Origin of the sequence: Aquabacterium sp. (assembly GCF_048860245.1) — a bacterium.
Lineage (GTDB): Bacteria > Pseudomonadota > Gammaproteobacteria > Burkholderiales > Burkholderiaceae_C > Aquabacterium.
In genome coordinates this window covers 1-14,804 of the sequence record NZ_JBLIZW010000048.1, presented here as the reverse complement: position 1 = coordinate 14,804, position 14,804 = coordinate 1, and the positions used below count along the sequence as shown (strand labels likewise).

Here is a 14,804-nt window from a genome sequence, read left to right as displayed (position 1 = left end):
CATGCCCGAAAGGCTGCTTACAAGGCGTGTGCCTTGTAAGCGCCGGCAACAGGAGGGGTGATGATCCGACGCCTGTGCGACTTATTTCACTGCTTTACAGCTGTGGTGCCAGTGCTCGCTCGGCATCGGTCACGGTCATGCCCGTGCGTGTGGCCCAGTCTTCCACCTGATCGTGCCCGATCTTGCCGACGTTGAAGTACGCCGCATCCGGGTGCGCCATGTAGAAGCCGCTCACGCTGGCGGCCGGAGTCATGGCCATGCTCTCGGTGAGGTGCATGTGGACCTCGGCGGCATCCAGCACCTTGAACATGTCGCGCTTGACCGTGTGGTCCGGGCAGGCCGGATAGCCCGGCGCCGGGCGGATGCCACGATACTGCTCTTTGATCAGGGCCTCGTTGCCCAACTGTTCAGCGGCTGCATAGCCCCAGAAGTCGGTGCGCACACGCTGGTGCATGCGCTCGGCAAAAGCCTCGGCCAGACGATCTGCCAACGCCTTGAGCATGATGGCCGAGTAGTCGTCTTGCGCTGCCAGGAATTCGGCTTCCTTTTTCTCGATGTTCAGGCCGGCGGTCACCGCGAACAGGCCGATGTAGTCGGGCTTGGCCTCACGTGGGGCAATGAAGTCAGCCAGCGAGCGGTTGGGGCGTTTCACGCCGTCCACCACCGGGCGCTCGGTCTGCATGCGCAGGGGGTTCCAGCGCATCAGCACCTCGGTGCGCGACTCGTCGGCATACACCTCGATGGTGTCGTCCTGCACGGTTTGTGCGGGGTACAGGCCGATCACGCCATTGGCGGTCAGCCAGCGGCCCTCCACGATCTTCTTGAGCATGGCCTGCGCATCGGCGTAGACCTTCTTGGCCTCGGCGCCCACCACGGCATCGTCGAGGATGGCGGGGAAGGGGCCAGCCAGATCCCAGGTCTGGAAGAAGGGGCCCCAGTCGATGTACTGCGCCAGTTCACCCAGATCGTAGTTCTTGAACACGCGGCGACCAATGAACTTGGGCACCTCGGGGGTGTAGGTGGCAAAGTCCACTTCGGCCTTGTTGGCGCGCGCGTCGGCCAGCGTCACCAGCGGGGTGGCCTTCTTGTTGGCGTGCAGTTGGCGAACGTGCGCGTAATCGGCATTCAGTTCGGCAATGTACGCATCCTGGCGCTCGGGGCTCAGCAACTCCGAGCACACGCCCACGGCGCGCGAGGCGTCAGGCACGTAGACCACGGGGCCACTGTAGTTGGGCGCAATCTTCACGGCCGTGTGCACGCGCGAGCAGGTCGCGCCCCCGATCAGCAGCGGGATCTTGCGCGAGCGGAAGTACTCGTCACGCTCCATTTCGGCCGCCACGTACTGCATCTCTTCCAATGAGGGGGTGATCAGGCCCGACAGACCAATGATGTCGGCACCCACTTCCTTGGCCTTGTCGAGGATGTCCTTGCACGGGACCATCACGCCCATGTTGACCACCTCGAAGTTGTTGCACTGCAGGACCACGGTCACGATGTTCTTGCCGATGTCGTGCACGTCGCCCTTGACGGTGGCGATCACGATCTTGCCCTTGGCCTTCACATCGCCGCCCGCCGCTTCCAGTTGGCGCTTTTCTTCTTCGATGTACGGCACCAGGTGGGCCACGGCCTGCTTCATCACGCGGGCCGATTTCACCACCTGCGGCAGGAACATCTTGCCTGCCCCGAACAGGTCCCCCACCGTGTTCATGCCGGCCATCAGCGGGCCCTCGATCACGTGCAGAGGTCGGCCTCCGCCAGCCTTGATCTTTTGGTAGCACTCTTCGGTGTCGGTGGTGATGAACTCGGTGATGCCGTGCACCAGCGCATGGCTCAGGCGGTCTTCCACGCTGACCGGGTGCTCGGGCGTGCCGCGCCAGGCCAGTTTGGCCGAATCATCCTTGGCTGCGCCCTTGACCTGCTCGGCAATGCCCAACAGTCGCTCGGTCGGTGTCAGCGAGGTGTCTTCGCCTTCCTTGTAAACCGGCTGGCGGTTGAGCACCACGTCTTCCACCAGTTCGCGCAGGTGGGCATCCAAGTCGTCGTACACACCGATCATGCCGGCGTTGACGATGCCCATGTCCATGCCCGCCTGAATGGCGTGGTACAGGAACACGGTGTGGATGGCTTCGCGCACGGGCTCGTTGCCGCGGAAGCTGAACGACACGTTCGATACCCCGCCCGACACCTTGGCGCCCGGCAGATTCTGCTTGATCCAGCGCGTGGCCTCGATGAAGTCCACGGCGTAGTTGTCGTGCTCTTCAATGCCCGTGGCGATGGCGAAAATGTTCGGGTCGAAGATGATGTCTTCGGGTGCGAAGCCCACCTCGTCCACCAGGATGCGGTAGGCGCGCTCACAGATTTCGACCTTGCGCTGATACGTGTCGGCCTGACCGGCTTCGTCGAAGGCCATGACCACGGAGGCCGCGCCGTAACGCTTGATCAGCTTGGCTTGATGGACAAAGTTCTCGACGCCTTCTTTCAGCGAAATCGAGTTGACGATGCCCTTGCCCTGGATGCACTTGAGGCCCGCCTCGATCACGTCCCACTTGGACGAGTCGATCATGATGGGCACGCGGGCGATTTCGGGTTCGCCGGCGATCAGGTTCAGGAATCGCACCATGGCAGCCTTGCTGTCGAGCATGGCCTCGTCCATGTTGATGTCGATGACCTGGGCGCCGTTTTCGACCTGCTGCCGCGCCACCGACAGGGCGTCTTCAAAACGCCCTTCCAGAATCATGCGTGCAAAGGCTTTCGAGCCCGTGACGTTGGTGCGCTCACCGACGTTGACGAACAGCGTGCCTTCACCAATGCTCACCGGCTCCAGGCCGGACAGGCGCATGGGCGGGACAGCAGCGGTGTGAGAGGTGGCAGACGCGCCGGACGTGGCGGCGGCAGAGGGGCGGGCAGACTCGGTCATAACCCACCATTTTAAGAGGGTACGTCGCTGATGTGCGACCAATATGATCCAAGCCAAAAACAAGAAAGGGCGCGACGCTTGTGGCGTCGTGCCCCGAGGCGCTGTCAGACCCGCCCGGTCAGGCGGCTACAGCGAGTGCCTTAACTTGTCTGGTCGGCCGAAATCAGGCCTTCAGCATGCCGTACAGCTCATCCTTGAGCACCACGCGCAGCTTCTTCTTCTGTTCCAGTTCGGCGTCAGAGCCGTGTTCCACCCCGGTTTCCAGGCGCACCACGGCTTTGTCCACTTCTTCATATTCGCGATGCAAGCGCGCGAAGTGGGTGTTGCCGGTCTTCAGTTCATGGATCTTGTCCTTGAACTCAGGAAAGTCACGTGCCAGAGGGTGGTTGTCCAAATCCATAGGGTCTCCTGTTGAATGAAGGTGGCGAACCAATCAATTTCGCCATGTCTCTATCTTGCGCCAGCGCGCGAGGCAGGTCTTGCCGCAGATCAAGGCTTGCGGGGAAGGTGTTGGCCGCCGTGGTGCAGAAATACCGAATTGATGTCAAAGGAACTGGCGACACCAATCTTGTCACGATGTGCTGTTAACCAGGTGTCCGCGGCTGCTCTGCCCAGTGCATGAAGTTGCTGCAGCAAAGACCAATCCGTGTTGAATTTGCTGGACGCGTTGAAGGGGCTCAGCCCCTCGTCGTCCGCCACCATGTGCATGTGCAGGCGCTTGTACTTGCCCAGGTCCAGGCGCTGCTCCTGATAGAACTGGTTGACCGAAGCGATGGCGCGCAACTCGCCCACCAGGCTGGCGTTGAAGGCGATTTCACTGAGCCGGTCGATGATGTCAATGGTGTGGGTGGGGGTGTCCACCTTGTGCAGCGGGGTCAGACGCACCAGCAAGATGTCAGACAGCTCGGTTTGATAAATCAGTGGATGCAGAGAGGGGTTGCCGGTGTAGCCGCCGTCCCAGTAGGGCTCCCCCTCAATCTCGATGGCCTGGAACAGAAACGGAAGGCAGGCGGACGCCATGAGGGCATCCAGCGACAACTCCTGTGCGGTGAACACACGGGGCTGACCGGAATGCACGGCCGTGGCGGTGACGAACAACGGAATCCCGCAGCGGGCGCAGCCCTCATGCAGTGCGTCTGTGTCCACGTGACGCTTGAGTACGCCTTGCAGAGGATTGAGGTTCAGGGGGTTGAATTCATACGGGCTGAATGCGCGCATGAAGACATTCATCCATTGATAGGCGGGCAATTGATCAAAATTGAACGCCGTACTCAAGGTGCCGTTGGCTTGCAGGCTCAGCGGCGAAAACAATGGGCCATGCTGGCTGACGTCCCGCCAGAAATCGTGCAACGCCGTGCGGGCCTGAGCGCGAGCAGCTTGGGGGGAGCCTTGCTTCAAGCCCTGGATGTAGCCGGTGAGCATGACCGCACCGTTGAGCGCGCCAGAGCTGGTGCCTGAAATGCCGGCCAGATCCACCCCATCGTCTTCCAGCAGTCGGTCGAGCACGCCCCAAGTGAAGGCGCCATGTGAGCCGCCGCCTTGCAAGGCCAGATTCACGCGAGGGCGTGTGCCGGGCGCCTCGCTCATCCGTCGCCGTCGGGCGGGGCGTTGAGCGTGACGCATATCGGGGGCGACGGGCTTGCGCTGCCGGCTACGAGGCCGGTCGTCTGACGAAGGTGGGGCCATGTGCACAGTCTAATGAGTTTTGTTGCGATGCAGCAGCGCTCAACGAATCCCTCCACAGAGGGGCAAATAAATTCAGAAAAGCACTGTACAAACATCCAGCTTTTGCCATAATGGCGACCAACAACACACGTTAGCCACCGGAGAATTTGAATGGACGCTGCTGCCAAATCCGCCCTCAGTGCAGAAAAAGCCAAAGCCTTGCAGGCCGCTCTGGCCCAGATCGAAAAGCAGTTCGGCAAGGGCTCCATCATGCGTTTGGGTGAGGGGGAGGTAGTTGAAGACATTCAGGTGGTGTCGACCGGCTCTCTGGGCTTGGACATCGCGCTGGGCGTAGGTGGTCTGCCGCGTGGCCGTGTGGTCGAAATTTACGGCCCTGAGTCGTCCGGCAAAACCACGCTGACCCTGCAAGTCATCGCTGAAATGCAGAAGCAAGCCGGTGTGTGCGCCTTCATTGATGCCGAGCACGCGTTGGATGTTCAGTACGCGCAAAAGCTCGGCGTGAACTTGCAAGACCTGTTGATCTCGCAGCCTGACACGGGCGAACAAGCCCTGGAAATCGTGGATGCGCTGGTGCGCTCCGGCTCGGTGGATCTGATCGTGGTGGACTCGGTGGCCGCCTTGACCCCCAAGGCCGAACTCGAAGGCGAAATGGGCGATGCCTTGCCTGGCCTGCAAGCCCGTCTTATGAGTCAGGCGCTGCGTAAGCTGACGGCCACCATCAAGAAGACCAACTGCATGGTCATCTTCATCAACCAGATCCGCATGAAGATCGGTGTGATGTTTGGCAGTCCCGAAACCACCACCGGCGGAAATGCGCTGAAGTTCTACTCGTCCGTGCGCCTGGACATCCGTCGTATCGGCTCGATCAAGAAGGGCGACGACATCATCGGCAGCGAAACCAAGGTCAAGGTCGTCAAGAACAAGGTGTCGCCCCCCTTCAAGACGGCCGAGTTCGACATCCTCTACGGCGAAGGCATCAGCCGCGAAGGTGAAATCATCGACCTGGGCGTGACAGCCAAGATCGTGGACAAGGCCGGGGCTTGGTACGCCTATGGTGGCGAGAAAATCGGTCAGGGCAAGGACAATGCCCGCGAATTCCTGCGCGAGAACCCCGATCTGGCGCGTGAGATCGAAAACAAGATCCGCGACTCGCTGGGCATTGCACTGTTGCCGCCCGTCGCGGCCGTGGACACCGTCGAAGATGACGAAGTCTGACGCTTCGGCGTCCAAGCGCCCGGCCTTGTCACTCAAGGGGCGGGCGCTTAAATATCTTGCAGCCCGGGAGCATTCCCGGCTCGAGTTGACCCGCAAGCTGGCGCCTCATGCTGAGTCGCCGGAGCAGGTCGAGCAGGTGCTCAACGAGCTGGAAGGCAAGGGCTGGCTTTCAGCGCAGCGTTTTGCCGAATCCCTGCTGCACCGCAAGTCCGCCCGGTACGGGGCCGCCCGCATTCAGTCCGAGTTGGCGCAGCATCAGTTGCCGGCTGACGTCGCCCGCGAAGCGGTGCAAGCCCTGCGTGACACCGAATTTGATCGGGCTCACGCGCTGTGGGTGCGTCGCTATGGCGAGCCTCCCGCGACCCCCGAAGATCGGGCGCGGCAGATGCGCTTTCTGGCATCCCGCGGCTTTTCGGGTGAGGTGGTTCGGCGTGTGGTGCGTGGCGACGGCCTGTCGTTGTCAGAAGACGACTGATCGCGATTGCGTCTTAATCCACAGCAAACGCGGTTTACCCTCAGGAAACTACCCCTCTATCCTGGGGGGCTGCGATGCTATGCTGATTGCTGCACTGCATCCAACATCATGGATGTCATGCCCCCGCTCGGGTCTGATCGGCCTTGGCGGGTTTGTCATCTTCGACATAGAACGCAACACCTGACTGCGAGATCCCGATGAAGATTCATGAATACCAAGGCAAAGAGATCCTGAGCCGATTTGGCGTGCCGGTCCCAAGAGGTATCCCGGCCTTCTCCGTTGACGAAGCTGTGGCAGCGGCCGAAAAACTCGGTGGCCCCGTCTGGGTCGTCAAAGCACAGATCCACGCAGGTGGTCGCGGTAAGGGCGGCGGCGTGAAGGTGGCCAAGTCCATCGAGGACGTCAAGGCACGCGCGACCGACATCCTGGGCATGCAACTGGTCACGCATCAGACCGGCCCGGAAGGTCAGAAGGTTCGCCGTCTCTACATCGAAGAAGGCGCCGACATTCAGAAGGAATACTACCTGTCCGTGGTGACCGATCGCGGCACGCAGAAGGTGGCCTTCATCGCCTCCAGCGAAGGTGGCATGGACATCGAAGAAGTGGCCCACAGCACCCCCGAGAAGATCGTGAAGATCTTCGTCGATCCGCTGGTTGGCCTGACGCAGGCGCAGGGTGAAGAGCTGGCCAAGGGTGTGGCCATGCCCGCCGACTCGGTGGCGCAGTTCATCGATGTTTGCCAGAAGCTCTATCAGTGCTACATGGAAACGGACGCGTCGCTGGTTGAAATCAACCCGCTGAATCGCGACAGTAAGGGCAACATCATTGCCTTGGACGCCAAGTTCAATTTCGACGCCAACGCACTGTTCCGTCATCCCGAAATCGTGGCGCTGCGCGATCTGGACGAAGAAGATCCTGCTGAAATCGAGGCCTCCAAGTTCGATCTGGCCTACATCCAGCTCGACGGCAACATCGGCTGCCTGGTGAACGGCGCCGGTCTGGCCATGTCCACCATGGACACCATCAAACTGTTCGGTGGCGAGCCTGCCAACTTCCTGGACGTGGGCGGTGGCGCCACGGCCGAGAAGGTCACCGAAGCGTTCAAGATCATGCTGAAGAACCCTGATGTCAAGGGCATCCTGGTGAACATCTTCGGCGGCATCATGAAGTGCGACACCATCGCTGATGGCGTCATCACGGCCTGCAAGGCCGTGAACCTGAACGTGCCGCTGGTGGTCCGCATGAAGGGCACCAACGAAGACCTGGGCAAGAAGATGCTGGCCGATTCCGGCCTGCCCATCATCTCCGCAGACACCATGGCCGAAGCCGCGACCAAGATCGTCGCCGCCGTTGCCTGAGCCCCGAACACAAGGACTTCGTCATGAGCATTTTCATCAATAAAGACACCAAGGTCATCACCCAGGGCATCACGGGCAAGACCGGTCAATTCCACACCCTCGGTTGCCAGGCTTATGCCAATGGCAAGAACGCTTTCGTGGCGGGCGTGAACCCCAAGAAAGCCGGCGAGAAGTTCTCTGACATCCCCATCTACGCCTCCGTCAAGGAAGCGGCGCAAGATACTGGCGCTACCGTGTCGGTGATCTATGTGCCGCCCGCCGGTGCCGCCGATGCCATCTGGGAGGCCGTTGAGGCTGATCTGGATCTGGTCATCGCCATCACCGAAGGCATCCCTGTGCGCGACATGCTGATGGTGCGCAACAAGATGAAGGCCAAGGAGGCTGCTGGCGGCAAGAAGACCTTGCTGCTGGGGCCCAACTGCCCAGGCCTGATCACCCCTGAAGAGATCAAGATCGGCATCATGCCTGGTCACATCCACCGCAAGGGCCGCATTGGCGTCGTGTCTCGTTCGGGCACGCTGACCTATGAGGCCGTGGCGCAGTTGACCGAGCTGGGCTTGGGGCAATCCAGTGCCGTGGGCATTGGTGGTGACCCCATCAACGGTCTGAAGCACATCGATGTGATGCGCGCCTTCAATGACGATCCCGATACCGATGCCGTCATCATGATTGGCGAAATTGGTGGTCCGGACGAGGCCGAAGCTGCTCAGTGGTGCAAGGCCAACATGAAGAAGCCGATCGTCGGTTTCATCGCGGGCGTCACGGCGCCTCCGGGCAAGCGCATGGGTCACGCTGGCGCGCTGATCTCGGGCGGCGCGGACACGGCTGATGCCAAGTTGGCCATCATGGAAGAGTGCGGCTTCAAGGTGACTCGCAATCCTTCTGAAATGGGTAAGCTGCTCAAGAGCCTGATCTAAGAGCACCTTTTCACAAATCGTGACAGATGCCCGCTAAATGCGGGCATCTGCTTGATTTGTTGTCACTTTTCAGCCCCTACACTCAGGGGCTGATTTATTTTGCGCAACATGGAAGCTTTATTGACCCCCGAGTTCTGGCTGGCGGTTGGCCAAATCGTGATGATCGACATCCTCTTGGGTGGGGATAACGCCGTGGTGATTGCGTTGGCTTGCCGCAATCTGTCGCCAGAACTGCGTCGCAAAGGCATCGTATGGGGGACGCTGGGCGCCATTTTGTTGCGCGTGGTCCTGATTTTCTTTGCCATGTCCTTGCTGGCGCTGCCCTACCTGAAGCTCGTGGGCGCAGCATTGTTGCTGTGGATCGGTGTCAAGCTCCTGGCGCCCGATGACGATGAGCATGGCAACCTCCAAGCCAGCGACAAGTTGCTGGGCGCCATCAAGACCATCATCGTGGCCGACTTCATCATGAGCGTGGACAACGTCATTGGCATTGCGGGGGCGGCGCAAAGCTCCGGGCAGCAAGGACATCAGATGCCCCTCGTGATTTTGGGCTTGCTGGTCAGCATTCCCATCATCGTGTGGGGGAGCAGTGTGGTCCTGAAGTTGATGGATCGATTTCCGCTCATCATCACGGCCGGCGGCATGCTGCTCGGTTGGATTGCCGGCACCTTGGCGGTGTCAGACCCAGCTTTGTCGCACTACTTGCCTGAAACAACGGTGATTCGATACAGCGCGGGTGTACTGGGTGCCGTGTTGGTTTGGGCTGTGGGTACGGCGCTCGCGCGCTCTGCGCCGGCACAAGAGGCCTAAGGCGATCGCATGAGCATCGTGACGTTTCTGATCATCCTGTTTGTCATGCTGCTCGTGCTGAGCAGCATGGCTTGGTGGTTGCTGCGTCATGAGAAGCCTCGGACAACCCGCCCCCCCGCTCGGAAGAAGACATTGGTGAGCGCGGTGCAGGATTTCGTGGATACGGCACCTGCGGAGGTTCGGCCCAAGCGGACCGACACGGACTATGGCCCGGAGACGGTGCTGTCCTACATGGATGCGCAGGAGTACACCCAACCGCCATCCGAGTTGCCGTCCGAGTTGTCGTCGTTCTTCCCTGAGGATGACGCGCCCTCTCGCCCTGCTGAATCGGTTCCACCTGTCAACGATGCGGCAACGGATGCGGACCATGCGCGCATCCGGATGGCGCTCCAGGCTTTGACCTCCGGTCAGGTGGACAAGGCGTGGGATTTGCTCAAAGGCTTTTTGCCGGGGCCAGCCAACAGGGAAGTGGCGCTGGAAGTCATGGACCGCTTGGGCGTGGCCTTCGAGAAAGTCTCTCGGTATGACGCTGCGCGGGATGTGTACGAGCACATGGCGGACATCGATGCACAGTGGAATCAGGTCAAGCTCAGGTTGCTGAGAGCGCGTAACCTGGCTCAGTCGGCAACGGTGAACACCTGGGGAACCTTGCCTCCCAGACCCATGCCCGAGGTGCGGCAGCGCCAGTTGGGGAAGTACATCATTGAGGGGCAGATCGGCAAAGGAGCGATGGGGGCCGTCTACCTGGGGTATGACCCGACGACGGATCGCAAGGTGGCGCTCAAGACGATGGCCCTGACGCAAGAGTTCACGGGGCCGGACTTGGCGGACGCCCGTGCCAGGTTTCTGCGGGAAGCAGAAATGTCCGGGCGCTTGCAACATCCAGATATCGTCAGCATCATCGACGCCGGGGAGAGCGAGGGCTTGGCGTACATCGCCATGGAATTGGTCGAGGGAACGGACCTGACCCAGTTCACCTTGCCGGATCGCTTGTTGCCGCTCACCACCCTGCTGCCCATCATGGCGCGTGTGGCCGAAGCCTTGGCTTATGCGCATGCCCGTGGCGTGACCCATCGCGACATCAAACCCGCCAACATCATGGTGGATCTGAAGCGCGACTGCGTCAAAGTGATGGACTTCGGTGTGGCGCGCGTGGCCGATGCCACCCGAACCCGAACCGGGGTGGTCCTGGGAACGCCGACCTTCATGTCGCCCGAGCAGTTGTCCGGCCAGAACATTGACGGGCGAAGTGATCTCTATTCGCTCGGGGTCACGATGTTTCAGTTGCTGACGGGGCAGTTGCCCTATCGCAACGATTCGATGGCCATTTTGATGCGAGCCATTGCGCGCGACCCCGTTCCGAATGTGTGCGATTTGCGGCCTGATTTGCCGGCGGCTTTGGGTGATATCGTGGCATTGGCACTGGAGAAACACCCGAATATTCGCTACGCCAGCGGCTTGCAGATGGCCGAAGACTTGCGAGCGGTTGCGGCAGGACTGCAGGGCATCGACATTCAATTGGGGTGATCTTTCCCCCCCACTTCGGGCGACTACCCTGATCCCCAAGACCTTAAATCCCGGCGACAATCAATAAATGGACTTCGAGTTCTATAGTCAAACCGATACAGGGCGGATACGGACCAATAACGAGGACTCCGTTGCCTTGGATGAGCGCTGTGCTGTCGCTGTGCTAGCCGACGGCATGGGCGGCTATGCGGCCGGTGAAGTGGCCAGCGGCATGGCGTGTGATTTCATCAAGTCCGAGTTGGGGCGCTGGTTGATGGAGGCGGGAACCTCTGCCAGCGACGGCGACGTGCGTCGCGCAATGGACATTTGCGTCGACAACGCCAACGCAGCCATTTTTGGTGCAGCCAATTCAAATCCCACGTATGCGGGCATGGGGACCACATTGGTTCTGGCCGTGTTTCGCCCTGGCCGACTGATCATGGGTCACATTGGTGATTCACGTGGTTATCGCTGGCGTGGCGGCTTGTTGCAGCAAATCACAAAAGACCATTCGTTACTGCAAGAACAAATTGATGCTGGCATCCTGACACCAGAGCAGGCGCAATTCGCCGCAAACAAGAATCTGGTGACACGGGCATTGGGTGTGGAAGACACAGTTTTGCTGGAAACCCATCAGCACGATGTCCAGTCCGGGGATGTTTATTTGATGTGTTCGGACGGTTTGTCGGACATGTTGACGGATCCGCAAATTGCCCACGTGTTGAGTCAGCACACGGACTTGGCTGCCATGGGTGCTGCGTTGGTGGCGGCTGCCAATGAGTCTGGTGGCAGGGATAACATTGCTGTGGTGCTGGCCCATGCTCAAGGTGCGAGCGAGTCTGTTTCAAAGTCCTGGTGGCCGTTCAAGCGACTGGGCGGCATGAACTGAGCGTCATTGAAGATCAATACCCGAGAGGTTTCGCATGGGAAAACTGGTTGTTTCGCTCGACGGCGTCGTCATCAAAGAGGTCCAGATCACCAAGGACAAGACCTCTCTCGGTCGCCGCCCTTACAACGACATCGTGATCGATAACCTCGCGGTCAGTGGTGAGCATGCTGTTTTGCAGATGGTGGGCAGCGACGTCTTCATTGAGGACCTCAACAGCACCAACGGCACGTACATCAACGGCAAGGCGGTCAAAAAGCAACTTCTTCAACACAACGATACGGTTGAGATTGGCAAGTACAAGATCAAGTACATGGTTGAAGAAGGAACGGACTACGAGAAGACCATGATCATGCGGCCGGGTATGCCCATGCCTGGCGCTTCACCGATGTCGTCGGGTGGTGCCGGTGCAGTGGCTTCGCCATTGAGCGCGTCGACGCACGCCGGTTTTGGCAACACCCAGACAGGTGGTTTGGGTGCCAGCAGCGGCTTTGGTGGTTTGGCCAGTCAGCCCCCGGCCTCTATCAAAGTTCTCAACGGTGCGGCTGCCGGGCGCGAGGTCGCGCTGACCAAAGTGGTGACCACAGTTGGTAAGCCTGGCGTGCAGGTCGCTTCGATCACCAAGCGTCCGGGTGGCTATGTCTTTGCACATGTGGAAGGCGGCGCTCGCCCAACGGTGAACAGTGCCCCTGTTGGCAATGATCCCGTGCACCTGCGCAACGGCGACGTGATCGAGTTGGCAGGGACGCAGATGCAATTCATGCAAGGTTGATTGCATGATTCGCGTGCTGGGTTGCTCCGGCTCGATTGCCGCTCGCTGCCACACCACAGCGTTCCTTCTGGATGACGACATCCTGATTGATGCCGGGAGTGGTGCCGGGGAGCTGCGGCTGGACGAGTTGGCACGCATTGACCACATTCTGCTCAGTCACAGCCATCTAGACCATGTTCTGAGCATTCCGCTTCTGGCCGATACGGTCATGAAGCTGCGCATGGGCGCAGAGGGACCAAGCTCTTTGCGTCCCATCCATGTCCATGCATTGCCTGAGACCTTGGATGCGTTGCGCAAGCACGTGTTCAATGGCGTCATCTGGCCTGATTTCACACGCTTGCCCTCTGCAGACCATCCCATTCTGGTTTTTCATGAGTTTGCGGTCGGAGACGTGCTGACTTTTCCGGCTCGAGGCGGTTTGCCCGCTCGGCGCGTCAGTGTCTTGCCCGCAGCGCATACCGTTCCCGCCGTGGGTTTTGGTGTTGAAACGCCCCAGGGGCTGTGGGTGTTCACCGGCGATACGGGGCCCAATCCTGCCTTGTGGCAGGCGCTGCATGGGCAGCAGATTGCGCAACTGGTGATCGAGACCGCGTTTGGTAACGACGAGGCGTGGTTGGCCGACATCAGTGGGCATCTTGCGCCCCAGTCCTTGGCTCGCGAACTGGCGCAATTGGATGGTGAGGTGTGTGTGTACATCACGCACCCGAAGCCTGGTGAAGTACCAGCGGTCCTGTCGCAAATCCGGGCGCTGGATAGTCAGCACTTGATTGAACCGCTGCGAGAGGGGCAGCGGTTTCACGCGCCGGCCAAAGAGAGTTGAGTGACATGGAGTGTCACCCACCCAAAGGGGTGACAAATTTTGTCGTTACATGCCTAACAAGGTTGACGAAAATTGTGTCACGCCCTTTCGGATGCGTTGAAAAGTGTGCAACTCGTCACATACTTTGGTGGTCAACAAGCTGGCACGGCACCTGCCTTATAAGAGTCATGACCCGCTAAGGTAGTGGGTTGTCAACAAGCTAATTTGTTCGGGCGTAGCCCTAACAGGCCGCGGAAATACCCAACAGCCAAGTCCACGCCCCAGTGGCGTGATGCGTTATCAGCGTAGCACCTCAACGACCTGAAGCGACACCCACCATGCGCGGCGCCGACACCTTCACCGAAGGCCTGTTCACCCTCAAGAAGCTTGACGACTTCGTGCCAGCCAACCACCCGCTGCGGGTCATCCGCACGATGGTCAACAAGGCCCTGGCCGAGATGGGCGAGTTGTTCGCCGGGATGTACGAGGAAGACGCCAAAGGCGGTCGCCCCAGCATCGCGCCAGAGAAGCTGCTGCGCGCCATGCTGCTGCAGGTGCTGTACTCGATTCGCTCGGAGCGCCAGTTGATGGAGCAGACGCAATACAACCTGCTGTTTCGCTGGTTCATCGGCCTGTCGATGGACGACTCGGTGTGGGTGCCAACAGTGTTCACCAAGAACCGCGAGCGGCTGATTGAGCACGATGCTGTGGTGGCCTTCTTCAACGCCGTGCTCAAGCAGGCAGACAAGAAGCGGTGGTTGTCCAAGGAGCACTTCAGCGTGGACGGCACCTTGATTCAAGCCTGGGCGGGCCACAAGAGCTTCGTGCGCAAAGACGGCAAGGACGACGACGATGGCGGCGACTTCCGAGGCAAGTCGCGCAGCAACGAGACGCATGAATCCAGCACTGACCCAGACAGCAGGCTGTTTCGCAAAGGCAAGACGGCCAGCGAGTTGCGCTTTATGGGCCACACGCTGATGGAGAACCGCAATGGCCTGATCGTCAACGCCATGGTCACGCAGGCTGATGGCCATGCTGAGCGCGAAGCGGCCAAGGCCATGGTGGCCGATGTGCGCCAGGCCAACCCCGAAGGGAACATCACCTTGGGCGCCGACAAGGGCTACGACGCGGCCGAGTTCATCAAGGCGCTGCAAGACATGAAGGTCACGCCGCATGTGGCGCAGAACAAGTCCAACCGCAAGTCAGCGGTGCCTGATGAGATCGCCAGAACCGAGGGTTACGGCATCTCGATGCAAAAGCGCAAGCTCATCGAGCAGGGCTTTGGCTGGGCCAAGTTCATTGGCCCGATCCGTCAGGTGATGGTGCGCGGCATCAAGAAGGTCGACCAAGTCTTCATGATGGCCATGGCCGCCTATAACCTCGTGCGCATGCGCACCTTGGGACAAGTCCGTCTGGAGGTCGCGTGATGAGGGCAAAACACCCCGAAATGGCCTCAGATCAGG

At 60.1% G+C, this 14,804-nt stretch carries 13 protein-coding genes; 10 read left to right on the top strand and 3 right to left on the bottom strand.

Annotation, left to right across the window (positions count from 1 at the left end; all coding sequences use genetic code 11):
- Nucleotides 1-94: 94 nt before the first annotated feature.
- From metH to ACMV18_RS05390, 3 genes are all read right to left on the bottom strand, one after another.
- The gene (gene metH / locus ACMV18_RS05400; RefSeq protein ID WP_420816996.1) at nucleotides 95-2,917 is read right to left on the bottom strand and encodes a methionine synthase; all 2,823 of its coding nucleotides are present in this window, start codon (nucleotides 2,915-2,917) and stop codon (nucleotides 95-97) included.
- A 163-nt stretch (nucleotides 2,918-3,080) separates the two neighbouring features.
- A complete protein-coding gene (locus ACMV18_RS05395; RefSeq protein WP_374259354.1) occupies nucleotides 3,081-3,317 on the bottom strand; it encodes a YdcH family protein in 237 nt (78 codons plus the stop codon).
- 89 nt (nucleotides 3,318-3,406) lie between these two features.
- Nucleotides 3,407-4,540: a patatin-like phospholipase family protein gene (locus tag ACMV18_RS05390; protein WP_420816995.1), complete on the bottom strand. Its 1,134-nt coding sequence runs from the start codon at nucleotides 4,538-4,540 to the stop codon at nucleotides 3,407-3,409.
- Between the two features lie 213 nt (nucleotides 4,541-4,753).
- Between ACMV18_RS05390 and recA the strand changes: the two genes are divergently transcribed.
- The 10 genes from recA (at nucleotide 4,754) to ACMV18_RS05340 (ending at nucleotide 14,768) form a co-directional block, all read left to right on the top strand.
- A complete protein-coding gene (recA, locus tag ACMV18_RS05385) occupies nucleotides 4,754-5,818 on the top strand; it encodes a recombinase RecA (RefSeq protein WP_374259352.1) in 1,065 nt (354 codons plus the stop codon).
- On the top strand, nucleotides 5,805-6,293 hold the full coding sequence (gene recX / locus ACMV18_RS05380; RefSeq protein ID WP_420816994.1) for a recombination regulator RecX: 489 nt from the start codon (nucleotides 5,805-5,807) through the stop codon (nucleotides 6,291-6,293). Before recA ends, recX begins: the two co-directional genes overlap by 14 nt.
- A 197-nt stretch (nucleotides 6,294-6,490) precedes the next feature.
- A complete protein-coding gene (gene sucC / locus ACMV18_RS05375) occupies nucleotides 6,491-7,651 on the top strand; it encodes an ADP-forming succinate--CoA ligase subunit beta (protein WP_420816993.1) in 1,161 nt (386 codons plus the stop codon).
- Nucleotides 7,652-7,674: 23 nt separating this feature from the next.
- Nucleotides 7,675-8,568 (top strand): succinate--CoA ligase subunit alpha, encoded by an 894-nt coding sequence (sucD, locus tag ACMV18_RS05370; protein ID WP_374257446.1) that lies wholly within the window; start codon nucleotides 7,675-7,677, stop codon nucleotides 8,566-8,568.
- Nucleotides 8,569-8,676: 108 nt separating this feature from the next.
- Complete coding sequence (locus ACMV18_RS05365; RefSeq protein WP_420816992.1) at nucleotides 8,677-9,378, top strand: TerC family protein; 702 nt, start codon at nucleotides 8,677-8,679, stop codon at nucleotides 9,376-9,378.
- Between the two features lie 9 nt (nucleotides 9,379-9,387).
- Nucleotides 9,388-10,905, top strand: a complete 1,518-nt coding sequence (locus ACMV18_RS05360; RefSeq protein WP_420816991.1) for a serine/threonine-protein kinase — start codon at nucleotides 9,388-9,390, stop codon at nucleotides 10,903-10,905.
- 67 nt (nucleotides 10,906-10,972) lie between these two features.
- The gene (locus ACMV18_RS05355; protein ID WP_420816990.1) at nucleotides 10,973-11,773 is read left to right on the top strand and encodes a Stp1/IreP family PP2C-type Ser/Thr phosphatase; all 801 of its coding nucleotides are present in this window, start codon (nucleotides 10,973-10,975) and stop codon (nucleotides 11,771-11,773) included.
- A gap of 34 nt (nucleotides 11,774-11,807) precedes the next feature.
- Nucleotides 11,808-12,542 carry an FHA domain-containing protein gene (locus tag ACMV18_RS05350; RefSeq protein ID WP_374257453.1) on the top strand — a complete coding sequence of 245 codons (735 nt, stop codon included), beginning with the start codon at nucleotides 11,808-11,810 and terminating at the stop codon, nucleotides 12,540-12,542.
- Between the two features lie 4 nt (nucleotides 12,543-12,546).
- On the top strand, nucleotides 12,547-13,362 hold the full coding sequence (locus ACMV18_RS05345) for an MBL fold metallo-hydrolase (RefSeq protein ID WP_420816989.1): 816 nt from the start codon (nucleotides 12,547-12,549) through the stop codon (nucleotides 13,360-13,362).
- 317 nt (nucleotides 13,363-13,679) lie between these two features.
- Entirely contained in the window at nucleotides 13,680-14,768 is a 1,089-nt protein-coding gene (locus ACMV18_RS05340) for an IS5 family transposase (RefSeq protein ID WP_420816988.1), read from the top strand.
- Nucleotides 14,769-14,804 lie beyond the last annotated feature (36 nt).